Origin of the sequence: Bacillus sp. JJ1764 (assembly GCF_036962145.1) — a bacterium.
Taxonomy (GTDB): domain Bacteria; phylum Bacillota; class Bacilli; order Bacillales; family Cytobacillaceae; genus Neobacillus.
The window spans coordinates 4931-27421 of record NZ_JBALNY010000012.1 but is presented as its reverse complement, the minus strand read 5'-3'; the positions used below and the strand labels follow the sequence as shown (position 1 = coordinate 27421).

The 22491-nt window shown below is 38.8% G+C and carries 19 protein-coding genes and 2 pseudogenes; 14 read left to right on the top strand and 7 right to left on the bottom strand.

Annotated features, from left to right (window positions below):
• Positions 1–197, top strand: a pseudogene (locus tag V7083_RS01985) (sulfite reductase [NADPH] flavoprotein alpha-component); the annotation flags it as partial.
• Between the two features lie 31 nt (positions 198–228).
• Positions 229–1947: an assimilatory sulfite reductase (NADPH) hemoprotein subunit gene (gene cysI / locus V7083_RS01980; protein WP_335474822.1), complete on the top strand. Its 1719-nt coding sequence runs from the start codon at positions 229–231 to the stop codon at positions 1945–1947.
• Between the two features lie 41 nt (positions 1948–1988).
• Here cysI and V7083_RS01975 read toward each other — a convergent pair whose 3' ends face one another.
• A complete protein-coding gene (locus V7083_RS01975) occupies positions 1989–2282 on the bottom strand; it encodes a HesB/YadR/YfhF family protein (protein ID WP_335474820.1) in 294 nt (97 codons plus the stop codon).
• 231 nt (positions 2283–2513) lie between these two features.
• Between V7083_RS01975 and V7083_RS01970 the strand changes: the two genes are divergently transcribed.
• Positions 2514–3707, top strand: coding sequence for an NAD(P)/FAD-dependent oxidoreductase (locus V7083_RS01970; protein WP_335474818.1), 1194 nt, complete (start codon positions 2514–2516; stop codon positions 3705–3707).
• A 57-nt stretch (positions 3708–3764) separates the two neighbouring features.
• On the opposite strand, the gene V7083_RS01965 is transcribed toward V7083_RS01970, so the two are convergent.
• Positions 3765–4442 (bottom strand): YdeI/OmpD-associated family protein, encoded by a 678-nt coding sequence (locus tag V7083_RS01965; RefSeq protein WP_335474816.1) that lies wholly within the window; start codon positions 4440–4442, stop codon positions 3765–3767.
• Between the two features lie 300 nt (positions 4443–4742).
• Here V7083_RS01965 and V7083_RS01960 point away from each other — a divergent pair, with 300 nt between their 5' ends.
• Positions 4743–6272, top strand: coding sequence for a DHA2 family efflux MFS transporter permease subunit (locus tag V7083_RS01960; protein WP_335474814.1), 1530 nt, complete (start codon positions 4743–4745; stop codon positions 6270–6272).
• Between the two features lie 172 nt (positions 6273–6444).
• Here the strand turns inward: V7083_RS01960 and V7083_RS01955 are convergent, their stop codons facing one another.
• Complete coding sequence (locus V7083_RS01955; protein WP_438823683.1) at positions 6445–6780, bottom strand: hypothetical protein; 336 nt, start codon at positions 6778–6780, stop codon at positions 6445–6447.
• A gap of 304 nt (positions 6781–7084) precedes the next feature.
• Here V7083_RS01955 and V7083_RS01950 point away from each other — a divergent pair, with 304 nt between their 5' ends.
• The 4 genes and pseudogenes from V7083_RS01950 (at position 7085) to V7083_RS01935 (ending at position 10656) form a co-directional block, all read left to right on the top strand.
• Positions 7085–7552, top strand: coding sequence for a hypothetical protein (locus V7083_RS01950; RefSeq protein ID WP_335474810.1), 468 nt, complete (start codon positions 7085–7087; stop codon positions 7550–7552).
• A 152-nt stretch (positions 7553–7704) separates the two neighbouring features.
• The gene (locus V7083_RS01945) at positions 7705–8688 is read left to right on the top strand and encodes a proline dehydrogenase family protein (RefSeq protein ID WP_335474808.1); all 984 of its coding nucleotides are present in this window, start codon (positions 7705–7707) and stop codon (positions 8686–8688) included.
• A gap of 306 nt (positions 8689–8994) precedes the next feature.
• Positions 8995–9648: pseudogene (locus tag V7083_RS01940) on the top strand (thermonuclease family protein); the annotation flags it as partial.
• Between the two features lie 159 nt (positions 9649–9807).
• Positions 9808–10656 carry a hydrogenase small subunit gene (locus V7083_RS01935; protein ID WP_335474804.1) on the top strand — a complete coding sequence of 283 codons (849 nt, stop codon included), beginning with the start codon at positions 9808–9810 and terminating at the stop codon, positions 10654–10656.
• A gap of 38 nt (positions 10657–10694) precedes the next feature.
• Here the strand turns inward: V7083_RS01935 and V7083_RS01930 are convergent, their stop codons facing one another.
• Positions 10695–13400 (bottom strand): cation-translocating P-type ATPase, encoded by a 2706-nt coding sequence (locus V7083_RS01930; protein WP_335474801.1) that lies wholly within the window; start codon positions 13398–13400, stop codon positions 10695–10697.
• A gap of 182 nt (positions 13401–13582) precedes the next feature.
• Between V7083_RS01930 and V7083_RS01925 the strand changes: the two genes are divergently transcribed.
• The 4 genes from V7083_RS01925 (at position 13583) to V7083_RS01910 (ending at position 17612) form a co-directional block, all read left to right on the top strand.
• Positions 13583–14020 carry a universal stress protein gene (locus V7083_RS01925; protein WP_335474799.1) on the top strand — a complete coding sequence of 146 codons (438 nt, stop codon included), beginning with the start codon at positions 13583–13585 and terminating at the stop codon, positions 14018–14020.
• A gap of 144 nt (positions 14021–14164) precedes the next feature.
• Complete coding sequence (locus V7083_RS01920; RefSeq protein ID WP_335474797.1) at positions 14165–14629, top strand: DinB family protein; 465 nt, start codon at positions 14165–14167, stop codon at positions 14627–14629.
• A 116-nt stretch (positions 14630–14745) separates the two neighbouring features.
• Complete coding sequence (locus V7083_RS01915; RefSeq protein WP_335474795.1) at positions 14746–15723, top strand: VanW family protein; 978 nt, start codon at positions 14746–14748, stop codon at positions 15721–15723.
• A gap of 128 nt (positions 15724–15851) precedes the next feature.
• A complete protein-coding gene (locus tag V7083_RS01910) occupies positions 15852–17612 on the top strand; it encodes a bifunctional metallophosphatase/5'-nucleotidase (RefSeq protein ID WP_335474793.1) in 1761 nt (586 codons plus the stop codon).
• A 113-nt stretch (positions 17613–17725) separates the two neighbouring features.
• On the opposite strand, the gene V7083_RS01905 is transcribed toward V7083_RS01910, so the two are convergent.
• Positions 17726–19408, bottom strand: a complete 1683-nt coding sequence (locus V7083_RS01905) for a hypothetical protein (RefSeq protein WP_335474791.1) — start codon at positions 19406–19408, stop codon at positions 17726–17728.
• 131 nt (positions 19409–19539) lie between these two features.
• On the opposite strand from V7083_RS01905, the gene V7083_RS01900 reads away from it, so the two are divergent.
• Positions 19540–20025: a PaaI family thioesterase gene (locus tag V7083_RS01900; RefSeq protein ID WP_335474787.1), complete on the top strand. Its 486-nt coding sequence runs from the start codon at positions 19540–19542 to the stop codon at positions 20023–20025.
• Between the two features lie 45 nt (positions 20026–20070).
• Here the strand turns inward: V7083_RS01900 and V7083_RS01895 are convergent, their stop codons facing one another.
• Positions 20071–20979 carry a TetR/AcrR family transcriptional regulator gene (locus tag V7083_RS01895; protein WP_335474785.1) on the bottom strand — a complete coding sequence of 303 codons (909 nt, stop codon included), beginning with the start codon at positions 20977–20979 and terminating at the stop codon, positions 20071–20073.
• Between the two features lie 208 nt (positions 20980–21187).
• Between V7083_RS01895 and V7083_RS01890 the strand changes: the two genes are divergently transcribed.
• Positions 21188–21781: a branched-chain amino acid aminotransferase gene (locus tag V7083_RS01890; protein ID WP_335474783.1), complete on the top strand. Its 594-nt coding sequence runs from the start codon at positions 21188–21190 to the stop codon at positions 21779–21781.
• 135 nt (positions 21782–21916) lie between these two features.
• Here V7083_RS01890 and V7083_RS01885 read toward each other — a convergent pair whose 3' ends face one another.
• Entirely contained in the window at positions 21917–22099 is a 183-nt protein-coding gene (locus tag V7083_RS01885; RefSeq protein WP_335474780.1) for a hypothetical protein, read from the bottom strand.
• Positions 22100–22491 lie beyond the last annotated feature (392 nt).

Sequence of the window (22491 nt, the reverse complement as noted above, 5' to 3'; positions counted from 1 at the left end):
ATAGCAAGGAATTATTCTCATGGCTTCAAGAAGGGGCAGTGGTGTATATCTGTGGCGATGAAAAACACATGGCCCATGATGTCCACGCTACACTTCTTGAGATTATTGAAAACGAAGGCGGCTTAAGCCGTGCTGAAGCGGAAGCTTATTTGGCCGATATGCAGCAGCAAAAACGTTATCAACGTGACGTATACTGATTTTTTTCGACGGAAGGAGTCTTTGTAAAAAATGGTGAAGCAATTACTGAAAGCGCCAGATGGCCCGCCAAGTGATGTTGAGCGGATTAAGATAGAAAGTAATTATTTACGGGGAACACTCAAGGAATCCTTATTAGAACCGCTTAGTTCGGGGATATCCGATGACGATAACCGATTAATGAAGTTCCATGGCAGCTATTTGCAGGATGACCGCGACCTTCGCAATGAGCGCCAAAAACAAAAATTGGAGCCTGCTTATCAATTCATGCTTCGTGTTCGCTTACCCGGCGGAGTGGCAACTCCTGATCAATGGCTGACAATGGATGAATTGGCACAACGAAACGGAAATGGCACATTAAAACTAACGACACGACAAACCTTCCAAATGCACGGGATCTTAAAGTGGAATATGCGGGATACCATCCAAACCATTCATAAGTCACTTATGGATACGATTGCTGCCTGCGGTGACGTAAACCGTAATGTGATGTGTATTTCCAACCCTTATCAATCGGAAATTCATGAGGAAGTGTATGAGTGGTCGAAACGTTTAAGTAATGATCTGCTTCCGCGCACAAGAGCCTACCACGAAATTTGGCTTGATGAGGAAATGGTTGCTGGAACACCTGACGTGGATGAAGTGGAACCAATGTACGGACCGCTTTATTTACCTCGTAAATTTAAAATTGGGATTGCCATCCCACCTCAAAATGATATTGATGTTTTTTCACAGGATCTAGGATTTATTGCCATAGTGGAAAACGACAAGCTCATTGGATTTAACGTGGCCATTGGTGGCGGAATGGGGATGACCCATGGCGATAAAGCGACCTATCCGCAATTATCAAAGGTCATCGGTTTTTGTACACCTGATAAGTTATATGAAATTGCCGAAAAAACAATTACCATCCAACGGGATTACGGAAATCGTTCAGAGCGTAAAAATGCCCGCTTTAAATATACCGTTGACCGACTTGGCTTAGAGGTCGTAAAGGAAGAACTGGAGAAACGTCTTGGCTGGAAGCTCGCCGAAGCAAAACCGTTCAAATTCGAGTCAAATGGGGATCGTTATGGCTGGGTAAATGGTGTACGAGGAAAATGGCATTTCAATTTGTTTGTTGAAGGAGGCCGAATTGCTGACTTTGACGATTATAAATTAATGACTGGGTTACGGGAAATTGCCAAGGTTCATGATGGAGAATTCCGATTAACCGCCAATCAAAACGTGATTATTGCCAATGTTTCAACCCAGAAAAAGAAGCAAATCAGTGAATTGATTGAACAATACGGATTAACAGATGGAAAGCACTACTCTGCACTTCGTCGCAATTCTATGGCGTGCGTGGCACTTCCAACCTGTGGATTGGCCATGGCCGAGGCAGAACGCTACTTACCGACATTGATTGATAAAATAGAGGAGATCGTTGATGAGAACGGTCTTCGCGAAGAAGAAATCACGATTCGGATGACCGGCTGTCCAAACGGCTGTGCCCGGCATACTCTTGGTGAGATTGCCTTTATTGGGAAAGCACCAGGCAAATACAACATGTACCTCGGAGCTGCATTCGATGGCAGCCGACTAAGCAAAATCTATCGTGAAAATATTGGCGAACAAGAAATTCTTGCTGAATTACGCGTCTTACTTGCTCGTTTTGCCAAAGAAAAATACGATGGGGAACACTTCGGTGACTTCGTCGTTCGTGTCGGCATCGTGAAGGCTGTCACAGATGGAACGAATTTCCACGACTAAGCTGATAAAAAAATGCCAAGGCTGCACGCCTCGGCATTTTTTTATTTTGAATAGCTGAATTCTAGTTCATCCTTATTGGGGTTATAATCTACATGAAGGTTATGACCATTGAAAAACCATAAGTCCGAACTTTCTACATAGAAGATGATTCCGCCTTTTTCCGTTTTCACGGCCGTGTCCACAGGTTCGTTGTCAACCGTGAACCCGAGGGCGAAGTTTTCTTGAATGGGGCTGCTTCCGTATATTTGACTGTAAAATTTGACATGATCTCCACTTGCCAATTCTACTTCTTCTTTAAACCAACTAAGTGCCGCTTCACTGATGAATATTTCCATAACACTCTCACCTTTTATTTAAAGTTTGGTTAATCAACGTTTTTTCCGCTGGAAGGTAAACTAACCATTTTCACTAGGATACCATGTTTAATACGTAACAAGTCAAATGACCAACTCAGAACCTTATAAAAAATATGACATTTTTTATAAACAGCTTTAGCCGTTATTGTTAATTTAAGGTATTGGATTTATAATAAAGGTAAATAGAGTTTGTGAAGAGGTGAGCAAACCATGGAACGTGAAAAAAAGAAAGTAGTGATCCTAGGAGCTGGATATGCAGGTTTAATGACGGCATTGTCGCTCCAGAAAAAGGTTCATCCAACTAGGATTGAGATCATTTTAGTCAACAAAAACGATTATCATTATTTCACAACAAAGGTGCATGAAGCAGGTGCAGGGACAGTGGACCCTGAAACGATAAAGATACCTATTTCTGAGCTGATTGATCCAGAAAGAGTGACCTTTATTCAAGATGAAGTCATCGGATTGGACACATTGCGAAAAGAGGTTTTTTGTAAAAACCAAACTTTATCTTATGACTTTGTTGTGGTGGGGATAGGAGGTACACCAAAAAATATAGATATTCCAGGGCTAAAAGAGAATGGATTCTTTTTAACAGATTGGGAAGCGACCTACAGGCTGCATAACCATCTTGAGGAGCAATTCTTATCCTACAGTCAAAACCCTTCGGGAAAGCTGAATATCGTTATTGGAGGAACAGGTTTTACCGGAATGGAGTTTATTCACGAATTAAAGGAAAGCATTCCTGTCTTTTGTGAACAATTTGCGGTCAATGTTAATGATGTGCACGTAACGGTTCTCGAGCCAAATCAACAAGTACTGCCTGGAATGCCTGATTTGATTGTCGCAGATGCCATCAATTCTTTAAATCGACTGTCTTTTGAATATAAACTTGGCGTGACAATTACAAGGATCGATAATGAGAAAGTCCTATTAGCAGACGGTACTGAAATTTTATCTGACACCTTCATTTGGGCTGGAGGAATCCAGGGGAATCCATTATTGAATGGTCTGGGATTCGAGCTAATGGATGGTCGGGTGAAACTTAATGAATTCTGTGAGGTACCTGGTCACCATGACGTGTTTGTGTTAGGAGATGCCTCGGCAAGTTTAAACGAAAAAGGAATTCCATATCCAGCAACAGCACAAATTGCCATACAACAAGGACAATATTGCGGCTACAACATTGCAATGAAAATTTATGGACAACCCTATAAACCATTCCAATATCACTACAGAGGCATGGTTCTTTCACTTGGAAAAGGCAACGGTTCCGGAATCGTCTACAACCATCATATCAATGGTCATGTAGCAGCATTCATGAAACGAGTGATTGAATGGAGATACCTGTATATGCTGGGCGGGTTGGCGCTAGTTAAAAAACAAAGAAAAAAAGGTGCTTAATACCATAAAAGCCCCAATAAACCAGACCTTACTCTGGAATATTAGGGCTTTTTTATCTTATTTCTTTCTTCTTTTATATAGGTCAATCGTTTTATAGCCTTCTGCTAATACGCTCTCCATTTCTAAAAGTCGTTTGTCCTGTGTTTCTTTACGCTTTGCACTATAAATATATCTTGCCCAATCCTTCTGATATCCAGGCGTTAGATCATGATAAACCTTTTGTACTTCATTATTTTTAGAAAGGTATTTTTTAATATCTTCTATATGGACGATGTAATCATCAACACATTGACTGCTTTTGGTCGATGTTGTTTTTTTCGCTTTTTTTGGGACTGATTTAAGTCCCACAACGGTAAAGGTGTCATTTAAACTGACCATCCTGGAAAATTTGATTTGACTATTAAAAACATAGCCATCCTCATCCGACGCCAATGCAGGTAAGAGTTGGTCACGATCTATGTATTCCTTGTATTTTTTGTTATTTTTTTTAGGATATGCAACATAGGTATAGCCATTATCCTCCAGTAAATGACGATCAATGATTTCATGAAGCAGGGAAGAGAACTCGTCTAAACTAAATACAAATGCAAAAATGAGGTCATACTGTTCCTGTTTGATCGTAGAATCAAACTCCAGTTCATGTAACTCATCAAGATCTTCTGGTTTTTGGAGAACAAGCTTTTTCAAATATTTTTGCAATCCCAATTTATCCACGATGCTTTTAACTTCAGGCATTTCACAATCTCCTCTCAGTTGTATATACCCTCATTATAGCAATATGGAAGTATGTGCGAAAATTCATTTGCCAAAAATCCCGTTTATTTTCGTGACATTCGTTGAAAAATAAGGTCAGGATGATTTCGGTAAATTTAGACTATGTGTATAAAAATAGTAGATGTTCTTATTTTTCTCGTTAAAACCATTAAATTAAAGGATTTTTTTATTGCATTTTTTATACTTAAGGTATAAGATAGTGTTTATGTAAAATTTGAGTTCAATAAATTGAACTATTCGTCCAAGGGGGAAATTACATTTATGGATCAATCCATTAAAAAGAATGACCGTCCGCCGTATGGTGTGATTGCTGTGTTGATGGTCGGTGCATTTATTGCATTTTTAAATAATACATTATTAAATATCGCACTTCCATCCATTATGAAGGATTTAGATATCGAGGCATCTACCGTCCAATGGCTAACAACCGGATTTATGCTGGTGAACGGAATTTTAATTCCTTCTACAGCGTTTTTAATTCAAAAGTATACAGTTAGAAATATTTTCTTATCGGCAATGCTATTATTTTCACTCGGTACAATTGTCGCAGGATTCGCTCATGTTTTTCCATTATTATTAACAGGTCGTATGCTGCAAGCATCCGGTTCAGCGATCCTAATGCCGTTATTAATGAATGTAATGCTTGTCAGCTTCCCAGTTGAAAAAAGAGGAGCCGCGATGGGGGTTTTTGGACTAATCCTTATGTTCGCTCCAGCCATTGGCCCAACTTTATCAGGTTGGATTATCGAACACTATGATTGGAGAATGTTGTTCCACTTTATCACTCCAATAGCGATTATTGTCCTTTTAATCGGATTTTTCATGCTAAAGGATAAGAAAGAAAAAGTTCACATCAAATTAGATTTTCTATCCTTAATTTTATCAAGTATCGGTTTTGGAGGAATCCTTTATGGGTTCAGCTCAGCAGGTACTAAAGGCTGGGATAGTCCTGAGGTTTATGGCACCATTACTGTTGGGGTTATATCGTTAATCATTTTTATCATTCGTCAATTAAAACAAGATGCACCATTACTAAATTTCCGAGTTTATAAATATCCAATGTTTGCATTATCATCAGCTATTGCGATGGTCGTCAATATGGCCTTATTTTCCGGGATGATTTTATTACCAATTTATGTGCAAAATCTCCGTGGAATTTCACCAATGGATGCCGGCTTGTTGCTTTTACCTGGGGCATTGTTGATGGCATTCATGTCGCCAATTACCGGTAAATTGTTTGATAAAATTGGCGGTCGGATTTTAGCTGTTATCGGGCTAATCATTATTGTTGTGACAACATATGAATTTAGTCAATTAACCTTGCATACCACCTATAAACATTTAATTTTGATTTACTCCATTCGTTCATTTGGTATGTCCATGGTGATGATGCCAGTTTCAACAAACGGATTAAATCAATTACCAAAGCGTTTCTATCCACACGGAACTGCGATGAACAACACAATGAACCAGGTGGCAGGGGCTATTGGTACTGCCTTAATGGTCACGGTTATGACAAATAAAACAGAAACATCCGCAAAGGAACTTGGTGCAGCGGCGATGAAACATTTAACCACCCAGCCAACTCCACAAGTAATTGCCCAAATGAAACAACAAATCATGATGGAAGCCATGCTAAAAGGAATTAACTTTGCCTTCCTCATTGCAACAGGGATCGCAGCGGTAGCCTTAGTTCTCGCTTTCTTCATTAAACGCTCAAAGCAAGCCGAAGAACCTATGCAAGGAACACAAACTGAAAAAAAAATGACAGCAAAACTTGCTGAAAATTAATGTAATCCAAAAACAAGAAAAAGGTGCCAGGCACCATTTTCCTTTCTTCAAGAAAAGCTCTCTGTTCGAGGGCTTTTCTTTTATTTAAGCTCTGTTTACATTTGTGTAGATATTTCGGCAGAAGAAAAAGAGCCTTAATAGGCTCTTTCATGATTTAAAAAACATCTGTACACTACGGAGCAAATGGAATTTTACCAGTAAGCAACAAGATGAACGTGATTATCCAGAATATAAAGAAAGACAAAGAGAGAATTAATGATACTATAGGAATTAACTTTTTCTCAGTTTTCTTCACTATTCCGACTAAAGATAGAAAAACACCCATAACAGTAAGAAAAAACGTTATATAATCCCCAACTAAATTCCCGTTATTAGCTATTCTTGTTGGTGTTACAAACACTATAAAGAAGCAAACTATTCCAATAGCAAACGAACTATAACTGATCATACTGTATTTTTTTAACGGAACAGTATTGTTTTCCAAATTAGAACCACCTTTCAAATTCATGTTTATCTTATGTCTGTAAGACTAATTAATTTAATTCTAACACGATTCACCTAAAAATTGGGATTATAGGAATATTTTATTAAATTATACTAAACCATTAGTCGATGATGAAAATTAACAATATTCATTAACAGTGAATTTAGTTATATTAAGAAACTTGCGTATTTATCTTGGTACATGTTGATCGCCAATCGGCTAGTTTTCTTTATAAATTTGTCATTTTGCGTTATTATTTTTAACGAGTAAATCAATAAACTTGATTGAAACTATTCATAGGAATCCATTTAAGTGAGGTATGATAAAGATGTTTTTAATCGGCGTTATCATTGTCATTGTGTTGGTTCATTTTCTAATCATCAAGCCTCTCCAACAAAGAAACCGTGTTGATATTTATGAACCGCAGCGTGGGGGATTTGGCGGAACAGGACAGGGGTACTATGGATCAGGTCGTGGTCCAGGTGGATTTGGCGGATTTGGCTCGTTTGCCGGGGGAATGGCTGCCGGTGCCTTGTTAACCTATTTATTTGAGCAGGGGAGAATTGGATTTGACCAATTTCACGCCTTGCAGCAATTACAGGACCACGAAATTATGCAGGAACTGATGGATCAAAATATCATCCAAGAACATGAAATTGATCAGCTGCAAGAAGAACTGGGGAAATATCAAGATAACAACCAAATGGACGATTTAGACTCCGATGATGATAACGATAACCAACTAGACGACAATAACTTTAATGGCTGGGACAGTGGTGACGACAATTGGTTGTAAGTTCATAAAAACGCAGTACCAGTCCCTTTTTTGAAGTGAAAAAAGAGACTGGTACCTTGCATTTTGAATTTTCTTAAAATAATTTTTATTGAAAGCGTATGCTATAATGTTTTTGTTGAGAAAAAAATCACAGTAAGTTAGGAGCTATCGGGATGTTGAAGGATTTTTTTATGGGGTTATCACAGAATCAATTTCTAAATAGCACTGCGAAGAAGTACGGCTTAAAGATGGGTGCGCAAACAGTTGTAGCCGGTACTAATATTGACGAGGCTATTAAGAGTATTAAGGAATTAAATTCTCACGGGATTTCCTGTACAGTTGATAATCTTGGGGAATTTGTGTTTAAAGAAGAAGAGGCACTTGCTGCGAAGGAAAATATTTTAAAGGTGATCGACGCCATTCATTCTAACAATGTAGATGCACATATTTCTTTAAAACCAACTCAATTGGGTTTGGATATTGATTACACATTCTGCTATAACAATTTGAAAGAAATTGTCCATGAAGCAAGCAAATATAATATGTTCGTCAATATTGACATGGAGGACTTCAAGCATCTTGAACCAACGTTTGACTTATTAGATGCTCTTTCCGTCGAATATGATAATGTAGGAACAGTTATTCAAGCTTATTTCCATAAAGCTATTGAGTACCTTGAAAAATATGAAAACTATCGAATTCGTTTGGTTAAAGGTGCCTACAAAGAGTCTGAAGAGATCGCTTATCAGGATAAAAAAGACATCGATAAAAATTATATTCAACTAATCGAATGGCACCTGCTGAACGGCAAGTATACTTCCATTGCGACTCATGACCATCGAATCATTAATCATGTTAAGGAATTTGTAAAGAAACATAACATTCCTAATGATAAATTCGAATTCCAAATGCTCTATGGCTTTAGAAGAGAACTTCAATTGAAGCTTGCAAGCGAAGGGTATAATTTCTGTACATATGTTCCATTTGGAAACGATTGGTACGGATACTTTATGCGTCGACTTGCTGAGAGACCACAAAACTTAAATCTTGTGGCCAAACAAGTATTTAATAAGAAAACGAACACCATCCTTGGAGTGGCTGCTGGAGCATTTATGATTGGCCGAATGACAAAATCACAAAACAAAAAACGCAAATAATCTTCAAAAAACTACCTCCTATTGTCGAAATAGGAGGTTTTTTACATTATTATAGTGTTATTTTGTCTAAATTAGCGTTACAATTGTTATGATACAAAAGTAACAGGAGAGGGTAAAGTGAAATTCTCAAAACTGGAGACCGCGTTTATGGTGGGTTGTATGTTCTTCCTTCTTTCAGGTTGCAATATCCACGACGCTTCCAAGGACGAATCAAAAGTAGCGGTGCAATCTTCAAGGGAATCTACTGAATCAACGGATAATACCTCTACTTCAAAAACTGATCAACCATCTGTTCAAAAGCAAACTAGTCAAGCTGAGCTAGCAGCAAGTATGAAACTTGAACAGGCAACCATAGGCAGAGTAGTCGATGGGGATACTGTGGTCACAACTGACGGTAGAAAAATCAGATTGGTTGGGGTTAACACACCAGAATCAACAACGAGAATAGAAGAGTATGGCAAGGAAGCCAGTAATTATACCAAATCTAAACTGACTGGAAAACATGTGTGGCTGCAAAAGGATGTATCTGAAACTGATCGATACGGTAGGATTTTACGCATAATTTGGGTAACAGTTCCTACAAATGACATGGATGAAGCAGAAATAAGAGCGAAAATGTATAATGCTGACCTAGTTATAAATGGTTATGCTGAACCTTCGACTTATCCTCCAGATGTAAAATACAGCCAATACTTTGTAACATTTGCCAGGGAAGCCCGAGAAGCTAATCGCGGTCTCTGGTCATATGACCAACAAGGTACAACAAAAGGGGATTTAGATCGAGAGTACTCTGGGAAAAGCAGTTCCTCCTCAGGCGGAAAAAGCTCAAATGATGGGGTAAAAGTGTTCTTTCAAAACTGCACCGAATTGAGAAAAGTTTATCCAAATGGAGTACCTTCGACACACCCGGCGTATCAGTCATTGCTGGATCGTGATAAGGATCACTATGCATGTGAGTAGTTCAAAAGGGAGATACCTCAAAGGTATCTCCTTTATTAGTATTAACAAGTTGTTTTTATACTAAAGAAATACTTGTGAATATTTTTACAATTAATGGACACGTTCCGTTCATTGACCCTATACTTTAAATCATAATAAAGACTATCAGGGGTGAATGAAGTGCCGAATTATAATTGGTTGGAAGCCATCAATGTAACAGAAGATATGCTGAATAAAACAGACCCAAGGCTGCCTGTCATTTGGATCAGTGCACTTGATTGTACGGGATGTAAGGAGGCTTTTATCCGCTCGTCCGAACCGACAACCTTGGAAACCATACTTAATTTTATTTCCTTGGAGTACAGTGAACTATTATCAGTGGCCAGTGGTGTACAAGCAGAAGAATATAAAGAAGCCATTTATGAAGAGTATAAGGGTAAATATGTTCTGGCCATTGAAGGAGGGATTCCTGGAAGCGATGATTTTCTAATGATCGCCGGTAAATCTGTGAGGGAGGAAATTTTAACTGCTGCCCAGAATGCCAAGGCGGTCATTGCTTTTGGAAGCTGTTCGGCATGGGGCGGTATTCCTGCTGCAGGAGTGAATCCCACCCAAACTGTTGATATTAGAGCGATCATTCCTGAAAATGTGCCAGTTGCCCTTGTTCCTGGCTGTCCACCCATTCCGGAGGTCATTATTGGTACCTTATTGCATCTTCATTTTCATGGAGAATTACCGGAACTTGATAAAAAACTACGCCCAAAGGTTTTTTATGGAACAACTGTACATATGACATGTCACCGCAAGCCATACTTTGATCAAAAATTATTTGCGGAATCCTATGACGATGAAGGGGCTCGAAAAGGGTATTGTTTGTTCAAGTTGGGCTGTAAGGGTCCAACCGCCTTTAATGCCTGCGAATCCATTATGGAAGAACGTTGTATTCGAGCTGGATTTACCTGTATTGGCTGTTCCGAAAAAGGATTTTGGGATAAAGGTGGATTTTGCGGTAAAAAGAAACGTGCCTAATCGTTAGAAGCCCCATATATAATACGGGGCTTTTATTGTTATGCATTTTTGGTGGTATTGCTTTTACCTTGATACGGCAAATGGATGATTCTTTTACCAGCTTTCCATAATTCATTAACAAGAACCGGTAGGAGGGAAAGAGCAAGTACTAGGAGCCAATCCTTCATTACTAAGCTATGAATCTCGAAAATACGGTTAAACAACGGAATATGCACTAAAGAGGCTTGAAGGATGATTCCTATACTAATAGATGCAATAAGAAATTTATTGGTCAAAAGTCCAATTTCAATTAGTGATTTGTGCTGATTTCTTACATTAAAAGAATGAAACAACTGGGAGACGCTTAAGGTAATAAAAGCCATGGTTTGAGCATGGGTGAGAGCATCCTTAGATACATGGGCAAAATCTATTGAAAATATGGATTCAGCCCCAGTGTATATCGTCAATCCCGCTGTAAAAGCAAATAGTGTTATGACCCCAATCAAGATACCGTTCATAATTGTAAAGGCAGCACCGCCATGAGCAAAAATACTTTCTTTAATCGAGCGCGGCTGCTCCTTCAGAATATCTGGGTCATCCGGGTCAACACCCAGAGATATGGCTGGCAAAGTGTCAGTTATCAGATTAATCCATAATATATGAATCGCTGTCAGTGGTGTAGGCCAGCCAAGTAAAATGGCAAGGAACAAGGTTATAATTTCACCTAGGTTACAGGATAATAAAAATAAAATTGATTTTTTTATATTTTGATAGATGTTTCTTCCTTCTTCCACAGCTGCCACAATTGTGGCAAAATTATCATCTGTCAAGATAATATCTGCTGCTCCTTTTGCCACATCCGTCCCGCTCATTCCCATTGCTACTCCGACATCAGCCTGTTTAAGAGAAGGGGCATCATTGACTCCGTCCCCGGTCATCGAGGCAATCTCTCCATTTGCTTTAAGTGCCTTCACAATTTTCACCTTATGTTCCGGTGAAACACGGGCAAAAACACGAAGATGTTTCACTTTTTCAATGAATTCATGCTCCTCCAGTGAATCTAGTTCTGCACCGGAAATAGTTTCACCATCATGACTGGCAATACCAAGCTGTTTAGCAATGGCAAAGGCTGTTTTTTGATGGTCCCCGGTAATCATTACCGTTTTGATTCCGGCTTGTTTACATAGCGAAATGGCTTCCTTTACTTCTTCACGAGGAGGGTCAATCATACCGGTCATTCCCAGGAGAATAAGGTCTTTTTCAAGGGATTGCAGAGTGAAATTTTCTTGCGGTTCAACCTCTTTATAGGCAATTCCCAGGACTCTCAAAGCTTCACTAGACATTTTGTTTGCCTCAGCTTTTATCATATTAATTAAATCCGGTGAAATTGGAACTGCTTTCTCATCAATGACAATATGGGTGACTAATGGTAAAATACTTTCCAATGCTCCTTTCACCATAGCAAAAGTCTGGTCATTTTTCTTGTGTACGGTAGTCATCATTTTACGATCGGAATCAAAGGGAATTTCAAATATTCGATTATATTCCAAGTCTAATTGCTGCTTGTTGATCCCAGCTTTTCCCGCCGCAATGATGAGAGCTATTTCTGTAGGATCACCGGTTTGCTTTTCCTCTAAGACCTTCGCATCATTACATAAGGCCATCGCTTCAAAAAATAATTTTTCTAGATTAGAAGTGTGCTCCACCGAAGAGATGAGCTGACTTTTTCCATTAAGGAATACATGGGTAACTGTCATCTTATTTTGAGTGAGTGTGCCGGTTTTATCGGAACATATCACGCTGACTGCTCCAAGAGTCTCAACGGCTGGAAGTTTTCGAACTACTGCACGTCGTTTGATCATTCTTTGAACACCTAAAGCCAGAACGATGGTTACAATTGCCGGAAGGCCTTCGGGAATCGCTGCAACGGCCAGACTAACAGCAATCAGAAACATTTCCATCGGATTTCGATCTTGGAAAAATCCAATGGTAAAAATGATGGCAGAAATAATGACTGCCCCAAATCCAAGAATTTTTCCTAACTCTGTTAATTTTAGCTGCAACGGGGTTTGTTCATGTGTTTGCTCCCCAAGCATATTGGCAATTTTCCCTATCTCTGTGTTCATACCTGTATGAACAACCACACCTTGACCACGACCATAAGTGGAAAGGGTCGACATAAAAGCCATATTTTGCTGGTCGGCCATGGAGTTAGTGGTTTCCGTTTTCCAGTTTGCATCCTTTTCTACCGGAACTGATTCTCCTGTTAATGAGGATTCTTCCATTTTTAAGTTAACTGTCTCCATCAGTCGTAAATCTGCAGGAATGTAACGTCCCGCATCAATCATGACAATATCACCTGGAACCAATCGTTCGGAGGGAATTTCCTGAAGGATCCCATCCCGTTTGACGACTGCCTTGGGAGTTGTCATTTTCTTTAGCTCTTCTAATGCTTTTTCCGCCTTCATTTCCTGCATGAGTCCAATCACAGCATTTAGAATAATGACAACTGCTATGATGATAGCGTCACTGTACTCACTTACTGCTATAGAAATGATAGCAGCCAATAGCAAGATATAAATCAGTGGGCTATTGATTTGCCTCATGAATAGTGTAATAAAGGAAGGCTTTTGGTGGTCAATAAATTCATTCGGTCCGAATTTCTCAAGTCGTTTGTTTGCCTCTTCAGTGGAAAGACCGGATTGTAAATTTGTGTCTAATTCTGATAAAGTTTCCCGAATACCTTTTGTAAACCACATCGCCATTTCCTCCTTTCTAAAAATTAGAATGGAATAATCATCTAATTTTATTAAATCATAGAAGATGGCCTTGTATTGTAAAATATTAGGTAATTCATAAATTATTCAAATATTCACAATGGGATAAATGGTAAAATGTAAGTGATAGTAATCATATTGAAAATTATATTTAAAAGGTGGCAATGGAGATGGATATACGGATATTGGTTGGTGTAGATGGTTCTGATTATTCCATGCAAGCCCTGAAAGAATCAATTCGATTTGCAAATGCCTCACAAGGAAAGCTATACCTATTAAATGTTCAGCCCTCTTTTCATACGATTCATAACAAATTATTTATCGATGAAGAGCAGATAAAGGAATACCAACAGGAATTGTTTGAAGATGCAACCAAGCAAGCAGTGGAATTGATGAAAACGATCAAAGTTCCATACGAATTAATCATGAAAATAGGAGATCCTACACAACAAATTTGTCATACTGCGAAAGAATTGAATGTGGATTATATTGTCGTAGGATCAAGAGGCTTGGGGGTCTTTAAAGGGACTGTATTAGGAAGTGTTTCCAATGGTATTCTCCATAAAACAGAGATACCGGTTTTAATCGTTCCCACTCACCAAAACTAGATTTTCACTTAAAACACTAGCATACTAGTGTTTTTTTTTATAAATATCAATTCACTTATAAAGGGACACAATTCGACATAGAGAATGAATTATAATGGAAATTACAAGTTTTGGGACAAGCATTTATTTATTTAGGGGGTTATAATGAGGTCAATAGTAATAAATCTAAACTACCATTATTGGGCAAATAAAAGAATGCTACATCATTTGTCTAAACTGGATCCTGGTCTTTTTACAAAGGAAGTGAAAAATACTTTTCCTTCGATCGCCAACATCTTCGAGCATATTTTCCAGGTAGATACGTTATGGTTGAAACGATTACAGGGACTGTCCCAACCAAATATTAAAAGCGTTATGTTTGAAAATCCTTCGGTCGCATTACAACGTTTTGAGCAGCTTTTTCAACAATTTAGCTTGGTTGTTCCGGAAAAGTCCCACATCCCATACATAAATACGAAGGGAGAAGTGTTTCAAAATACTTGGGAGGAAATTATCGCCCATATCGTAAATCATGGTACATATCATAGAGGCAATATCTCATCGATCTTGCATCAAATAGGGGAAAGAAGTGTCTCAACAGATTATATTTTTTTCCTAAGGGATCAGTAATTTGTCCCTTCAGCATTAGTCATATTGACATGCTTGGAGGAATAGGATAGGTGGGTGGAATCTCCAATATTTCGGATGACACCACAGAGAATAGAAAAAGAGGAGAACATGGATAAATGGGAAAATGGAGATGGGCAATTTCTTTATTGATTGTTAGTAGTTTAGTAGGGGTGGCAGGATGCTCGGAAAAAACCACACAAAAGGCAACTCAACAAACGAATCCTAACAATACTGTTAAAGACGGTCCCAAAAAGCAGGAGCCGCCGAAACCGGCTGTCATAAATATTGTGGATCCTACAACGAAAGCAGTTATCAAAACTTTTACACCAGCAGAAATGGGGTATACTACAGATCAGGATTCCTATAAAAAGCAAATCGAAGAATGGGCCAAAGAAATGGCGCGGGGAACAGAAATCACGCCTGGTTATGATAAGAGAATCAAATTAGACAAAATAGATGCCAATGGCCAAATCATTAAAGGGACGCCACAGTTTATCTTAGATGAGGCCATACTGGTAGATAAAGTGATGCAGGCTTCTTCCGCAGGTGGAGACGTCGAACTGCCAATCACCGTTCATGAAAGTGGATATAAGCCAGATGATGCAGCACATCTAGGAGAAGTGGTCATTGCCAGCTACACCACCTATTTTGGCAGTGGTGTGGTGGGACGCTCGAAAAATATTGAACTATCAGCGCAAGCCATCGATAATGTTATTGTTGGCGTAAATGATATTTTCTCATTTAATGATACCGTCGGTCCGAGTGACGCTGAACATGGGTACCAAAAAGCAAAGGAAATCGTCGATAAGAAGCTGGTCGATGGGATTGGCGGAGGCATCTGTCAAACCTCCTCAACCCTGTTTAACTCAGTGGACAAATTGAAAGTTCACTATGTGGAATGGAACCATCATTCCTTATCAGTGGGTTACGTTCCCAAAGGACGAGATGCTACCGTTTCCTATGGAGGAAAAGACTTCCGCTTCCAAAATACAACAGGGGTTCCGATCATGATCAATACCATCTATCAACGAGGTAAAATTACCATTGAAATCAGAACAGCTGCAACTTACCAGAGTTTAGTAGCAAAAAGATAATAACGAGTGGAAAAGGTGACAGGCACCAATCGGATGCCTGGCTTTTTTTGTTTTCGTAGCGAATATTCCTCATTGGGTAAGCAAAAAATAGCCTTGGTTTCTTTAGACTATTTTTAGGAGGAATAGGAATGAAATGGATGTTAAAGGCCGTTATTAGCCTTGTTCTTTTTACTTTAGTAGAAATGCAAGGACTTTCAAATGCAACAGCTCATTATTTTAATGATGAGGCTTTGAATAGGATGATAAACGTTACAGGTGTTACTCAGCCGGAAACCAAGGAGGTTAGCAGGCAAAATCAAGGCATTCAAGGTGACCAAGGACTTTCAGAAGAATACCATGGTCATATTTCTAATCGTCCTGAAGCCCAACAGAAAAAGGCAAAACCACCAGCGCCCAATCAGCGATACATTCCCATTCAAATTTTAGGAATTAATGATTTGCACGGACAGTTAAATGTCACAAGAAAGGTCAATGGAAAACCAGCAGGTCGTGCAGACTATTTAGCCTCCTATTTGAAGCGAAGTGCGGCCGATAATAGGAATACTTTGCTCGTACAGGCCGGGGATATGGTAGGAGCGAGTCCCCCAGTTTCTGCACTTTTACAGGATGAGCCTACTATTGAATTTTTAAATCGTATGGGATTTGATATTGGGACAGTCGGAAATCATGAGTTTGATGAGGGAGTCAAGGAATTGCTTCGCCTTATTAATGGAGGAACGCATCCAAGGACCGGAGATTTCGCCGGTTCTAAATTTCCTTGGATTGTTGCCAATGTTGTCGATGAGAAAACCGGCAAAACGATTTTACCACCTTACAAAGTGATGAAGATTAATGGCATGCCGATAGGATTTATTGGGGTAGTTACTACCGAAACTCCGACAGTTGTTGTTCCAAGCGGTATTGCCGGATTGAAATTTACAGATGAAGTGGAAGCCATCAATCGAAATGTCGCGGAATTGAAAAAGCTGGGGGTTCGCTCGATTGTGGTGTTAGCGCATAATCCTGGAACTTCCGGACCTAATGGAGAAAACCCCACTGGTCAATTAGTAGATATCGCGAATCGAGTGGATGATGAAGTTGACGTTATTTTCGGTGGACACAACCATGCCTATATGAACACAACCATCGACAATAAATTGGTCGTACAGGCTTATTCTTATGGAACAGCTTTCGCAGATGTCGATGTGGAAATCGATCCAAAAACAAAGGATATTGTCAACAAACGAGCCGAAATTGTCACTACCTTCCAAGAAGGTATAGGGCCTGATCCTGACATGAAAGCCATGATTGACGGATATGAAGCAAAGGTAGCACCGATTATCAACCGAGTTATTGGATCAACATCTGTCCCGCTGACATCAAAACAAAATGAACATGGAGAATCCGTATTGGGAGATTTGATTGCCGATGCGCAAAGACAAGCACTCGGAACTCAAATTGCATTTATGAATCCAGGTGGCATTCGTGCCGATATTGATACGGGTGAAATTACCTGGGGTGAAATTTACACCGTCCAGCCATTCAACAATGACCTTGTCAAAATGACCATGACGGGTCAGCAAATCCGTGATGTACTCAACCAGCAATGGCGTGCCAAAACCACCATGCTACAAATCTCAGGACTCACCTATACCTATGATCCAACCAAATCCGGAGACAAAATCACAAGTATCAAACTCGAAGACGGAACAGCACTAGACCCTAACCAAACTTACACCGTCACAGCTAACAACTTCCTCTCCGGAGGAGGCGACGGTTTCACCATCTTCACCAAAGCAACCAACAAACAAATCGGCCCAGTAGACCTCGACGCCCTCGTCAACTACATTAGCGCCCAACCAAAACCATTCAGCTACACGCTGAAAAATAGGATACAAAAGGTTGGGTGACAGGCACCACAAAAACACAAAAAGGGGAATTTGTCCGCGTGGGGCAGACAAATTCCCTCTTTTTCACATAAATTATTTCAATGTTACTATTCCTTGAAGGGTTAGAGGTGTTATTATAATCCTTCGATTTTTACTTCTTTAGCTGGCAGGAAGTCTTCTTCTGTGTCTAGGTAACGGATGTTGACTTTGTCACCTTCTTTTAAGTAAATAATCAATGGTTCTTTTTCGGATGAGATGATAAAGTTCTTCCCGTTATCCAATAGGAACGAAACAAGAGTGAAGTCACCTGATTTTTCTTTATAAACCCTTAACACCGTTCCACTGACTTGTTTTTCATCAGCTTTGGACCTGCCTTCAACGGTGGTTTTTCCTCGATGAAGGACAGACTTATATTGACGCAAGGCCTCATTTGGCGTCACCCCGTAGGCGGATATTTCTGGATTAGCTGCTGAGACGATAAAGTAATTTTGTAAAAATCCGTTGGAATCAAGGACTGGTGTCAACCAGCTTGCTTCACCATAGAAATTATACAGAATCGGCATTTTTCCTTGCCATTTCTTCTCAATAAATTTCTTCTCGATAATTTGCAACGCACCCTGTGAATCCATATAAGATTCCTGTGGATTCCCCGTATAATAGGTCGCTTTACCCGTTCTGGCATTTGTTAAAGAATAACCTAACATCGAATCAACATTCTTTTTTGGGCTGGTAAAGTCGGTAAAGTAATACATTTGGCCCTTTTCATTAAAAATCGGGCTAACATTAGCTTCTATTCCTTCATCAGAAGGCAGCTTGACATCCGTCTTCCCAAACTTGCTGTTCCAGTAACCATGCACAAAGTTCCCAAAATAACTATTTTGAAGGCTTACAACTTCAGGTGACACCGCTCCATCAATAAATTTAGGAATATCCTTCATCTGATAGAGGTTCGTTGCCCCCGTTAAGGCATCGACCATCACGATTCCCTGTACCTTAAATCCGTTTCTTGCAGAAACAAAGTCCCCAAATGACTGTATATAATACGGTTTTCCATCCTCATTAATCTCTAATTGAACATCCCCGTAAAAAATCTTTTTTGGGAAGTGCATCCGAATATGCCGTTCAATATTTTTATTAAAAAAAGAGGAAGGGGTATAAGTCATTTTTGAGTTAACAAATTTAGGATTGGCTGAAGAATCTGTAGCACTTAATGTAAAATAGCCGGGACTCACTTTGCCGTTCCACCATTTAAAAAATCCAGAAAACTCAACAGGCGCAATATATACATAATTTCCTTTTACCTTTTGAATCTGCAAATTCCCCAATTCATAATAACTGGTATTTGGAACCTGGCCGAATGCTTTTTTCATTTTATTACGCGCAAATTGCGGTGGAACACTCGCTGGTGTCTCTTTTTCATCAAAAGATTTGATCTCTACCTGTTGAGACATTTTGGACAATTCGTATTTTTCATCGGCATTAAAAAGAAAAGCAGTTAGAAAGTAACCCCCAATGAAAAAACTGACTACAAATAATCCGAACTTAACCTTCTGTTCATTCCCGGTTGAAAACAAGGTACCTATAGCCGTAATGAAAATAGCCAAAGCCCAAACCGAAGAAAAATTTCTGTCTAAGTTCGTTACATAATAGAAGGCAAACAAAGTTGGTAAAAGTAAAATGATCACCGGGATAAAGAACCCTCTGTTTCCTTGAATCGAGTCCTTCTTCTTGCTAACCTTCTGACGATTGCTAATTGGAATGATAATTAGCGCAGAAACTACCCCAATAATCAGGGTAAATAAAAAGATATTCCCCAAAAAAAATAACCTCCTTAGCTACTGATAAATAGTAATACGGAGTCAACAGTAAGATAGTTTCAAAATTATTACCAATTATCACCTTGCTGACTAATTTATGTTATAATTTTTCATGAAAAGGGGGAGAGAAAATGGAAGAAGTGGTGGTAAAAGCAATTCAGGACGAATATCCGGATGATTATGCTTGGTGTTACGGGTGTGGCCGTTTGAACCAAGAGGGGCATCATTTTCGCACCGGTTGGCAAGGGGAGCAAACGGTGACTATCTTCACACCAAAACCGGAGCACACTGCACTGCCGGGTTTTGTTTACGGTGGACTAATTGCCTCGTTAATTGATTGTCATGGAACAGGATCGGCCGCACTTGCACTACATGGGAAAAACGGCTATGAACCAGGTGATCGTGAAGATGCCCCACGTTTTGTAACCGCAAACTTAAATGTCAGCTTTTTGAAACCAACTCCTCACGGTGTACCTCTAAAAGCCGTTGGTACGGTAACCGAGATCCATCCAAAAAAATTCAAGGTAGACACAGAAGTGTTTGCCAATGACACCTTATGTGCACGAGGCGAGGTAATCGCCGTAGTCATGCCAAGCACGTTTGCAAAAACTGAATAAATAAAAAGGTAAAACCCCCTACATCAACCTGATTAGGGGGTTCATTTATACCGTCATTTCTTCCTTTTTCTTAAAATATGCACCAATTAACTGTTCCAATTGCCTCAATTCTGTTTGCCAAGTTGTATCTTGAATAGTATTTAATGATAATAACGCACTTTCGATTATAAATGGTCGTGGACTCTTTGAATCCATAAATTCTTCCTCAATAAAATCCAGCAATTCCACAAATTTATTCGGTTTTGGTTCCTTCTGTTCGTTCAGGAAATTCCGAAGTGCACTCAATGATTTATGCAATTTTTTCTTATAGCCATGCATCGGCTTTTTGCAATCTGGAAACCAAATTTCTAATACATCCGGATCCAATAATTGTTCGTTTGAATCTGCCGCACCCTCCACCAAATCAACTAACCGTTTGACACTATAGCGAACAACCTTAATGGGACTGAAGTTCGATTTATTGGTCATGCGATTAAACTGCAAATTCTCACGTAACATCCCAATAAACATAATGGCACAATCCAATAAAACAGCTTTCTTTTCCTCGCCAAATAGATCCATTAACCGTTGATAAATCCATCTGATATTATTCAATCGAATTCGCTGAAGATATTCTTTTAAATCGGCATCGTTAGATACCATCACTTCTTCAAAAAGGGAGATCAGTTTTCGTTTGTGGTTGGTCTTTAACTGAACCTCAATTTGTTTGGTAAAAATCTCAATATCAGAAGGATCTTGGCCGATCAATAATTCGTCCTGTTGTTTCGAAAATTCAGCATAGGTCATTTTAAAAATAGCGATCAACAATTCATTTTTAGAGGAGAAATAATTATAAAAGGTCCCTTTTGAAATTCCACTGTGATCAATGATCTCCTGGATGGAGGTAGCATGAATCCCTTTTTCAATAAATAAACGATGGGCCGCTTCCACAACCCGCATTTTCCGTTCGTTCATAACATCACCTAACTAAAATATTATACCGTTTGTTTAAAATTATAGTAGCTTATTTTTATTGTTTTTACAAACAAGTCAATTTTTAAGAGGTGCATTTTTTATTGAATTGAACCAGTAGTTCATTGGATGGCTATATTTTTTATTTGCTATTTTTCGAAAAAGCGTTCATTATAATAGAAAGTAATAAGTATGACGGAGGTCTAAAGGTATGTTGAAGGAGCATATCAAGCAGTTTATTTCTGCTTTAGAGTCAGAACCGGAGTCAGGTACGGCTCAACTTTTCAAAGAGGAAAAAGAGTATGCTGAAAAGCATGGTCTGACTCTTTGCAATCTAGCAGAGGAGGATGCCAAACTACGGTTTGCTGATTCCTATATTGAACGCTGTGATAAAGAAACAGAGAACATGATTAGAAACGAAGCATCAGACTTTTTAGAGCAGCCACTTGTATTCTTAAAAAAGCGCAAAAATGAATTCATCTATCTAGAATCCAAATGGTTTGATATCGTTCACGCGGAGTCTGTTTCCTTAGAAGCGGATGATGTATTTGGTACATATGATGTCATGCTGGGTCTAAAGCTGCAAAAGAAATATGATAACAAAATACGGGAATTTCTGAATTCTCATTTACATAGTGATGAAGCTACATTTGATCTCATGTTTAATAGCCAAGAAGGCATGTGGGATTTTAATTTTGCGTTAAATTATGTGGATGGTTTCGATGAGAATATGTCCATTGGTGAGGCTTATCAATTAATTTACAAATTCCTATTTACATTACTGGAAACAATCGAAACGGAGTAGAGGATGTCAGATTCTCTCCCCCGTTTTTTTTTGCCTTGTTAAATAATGTTGTTGATATATAAAATAAAAGAAAACCTCCCTTGTGGAAGGAGGATGGATATTAACTACTTTATGATGATGATTCATTGAGCTAAATTATTTTCTTTGAAGTGGATTTCTTTTATTGAAGATTATTCCCGAAGCGGTGAAAATTGTACCTGTACTTGCCAAATAGTAACTATTTAATATTTCAGGTAAAAAGTTCCAAATACTACCGATTGCAGATAAAAGTATAAGGAGAATTCCTGATACAATCAAAATATTACCCAATTTAAACATTTTCTGCCCCTCCTAATTGTATATATTAATATTATAAAGGAAGATATTAGGAAAAGTTTCAGTTCGGTTAATTGTCAATAATTTGACATTTTATTCAGCTAATTTTTAAGCCCCCTATATTATTGTAGGTTGAATATATCGTGAACAAACAACTTCAACTGCGGACGTTCAATTTCTTTAAGTCCGAGCTTCACCACGATGTTGCTCCGCTGTATTCAATTTTTTAATCTCTGCAATTAATCCTTTAATGTCATTATAAATCCTTCAAACAAATGTTCTTACCTACATTATAGAAAATGCATTCATTTTTATCGAATAACAACAGAATAATTTAACAAAGTATTATTTTTTAGGCTCTATTAAACTTGACTATGGATTTCCGCTCCAGGCAC

Excerpts from the sequence above, each read along its gene's own strand:
- cysI (WP_335474822.1), top strand. The coding sequence starts at position 229 with ATGGTGAAGCAATTACTGAAAGCGCCAGATGGCCCGCCAAGTGATGTT.
- V7083_RS01910 (WP_335474793.1), top strand. The coding sequence starts at position 15,852 with ATGAAATGGATGTTAAAGGCCGTTATTAGCCTTGTTCTTTTTACTTTA.
- V7083_RS01965 (WP_335474816.1), bottom strand. The coding sequence starts at position 4,442 with ATGCCTGAAGTTAAAAGCATCGTGGATAAATTGGGATTGCAAAAATAT.
- V7083_RS01945 (WP_335474808.1), top strand. The coding sequence starts at position 7,705 with ATGTTGAAGGATTTTTTTATGGGGTTATCACAGAATCAATTTCTAAAT.
- V7083_RS01930 (WP_335474801.1), bottom strand. The coding sequence starts at position 13,400 with ATGGCGATGTGGTTTACAAAAGGTATTCGGGAAACTTTATCAGAATTA.
- V7083_RS01900 (WP_335474787.1), top strand. The coding sequence starts at position 19,540 with ATGGAAGAAGTGGTGGTAAAAGCAATTCAGGACGAATATCCGGATGAT.
- V7083_RS01915 (WP_335474795.1), top strand. The coding sequence starts at position 14,746 with ATGGGAAAATGGAGATGGGCAATTTCTTTATTGATTGTTAGTAGTTTA.
- V7083_RS01890 (WP_335474783.1), top strand. The coding sequence starts at position 21,188 with ATGTTGAAGGAGCATATCAAGCAGTTTATTTCTGCTTTAGAGTCAGAA.
- V7083_RS01925 (WP_335474799.1), top strand. The coding sequence starts at position 13,583 with ATGGATATACGGATATTGGTTGGTGTAGATGGTTCTGATTATTCCATG.
- V7083_RS01895 (WP_335474785.1), bottom strand. The coding sequence starts at position 20,979 with ATGAACGAACGGAAAATGCGGGTTGTGGAAGCGGCCCATCGTTTATTT.
- V7083_RS01970 (WP_335474818.1), top strand. The coding sequence starts at position 2,514 with ATGGAACGTGAAAAAAAGAAAGTAGTGATCCTAGGAGCTGGATATGCA.
- V7083_RS01885 (WP_335474780.1), bottom strand. The coding sequence starts at position 22,099 with ATGTTTAAATTGGGTAATATTTTGATTGTATCAGGAATTCTCCTTATA.
- V7083_RS01975 (WP_335474820.1), bottom strand. The coding sequence starts at position 2,282 with ATGGAAATATTCATCAGTGAAGCGGCACTTAGTTGGTTTAAAGAAGAA.
- V7083_RS01920 (WP_335474797.1), top strand. The coding sequence starts at position 14,165 with ATGAGGTCAATAGTAATAAATCTAAACTACCATTATTGGGCAAATAAA.
- V7083_RS01960 (WP_335474814.1), top strand. The coding sequence starts at position 4,743 with ATGGATCAATCCATTAAAAAGAATGACCGTCCGCCGTATGGTGTGATT.
- V7083_RS01950 (WP_335474810.1), top strand. The coding sequence starts at position 7,085 with ATGTTTTTAATCGGCGTTATCATTGTCATTGTGTTGGTTCATTTTCTA.
- V7083_RS01955 (WP_438823683.1), bottom strand. The coding sequence starts at position 6,780 with ATGAATTTGAAAGGTGGTTCTAATTTGGAAAACAATACTGTTCCGTTA.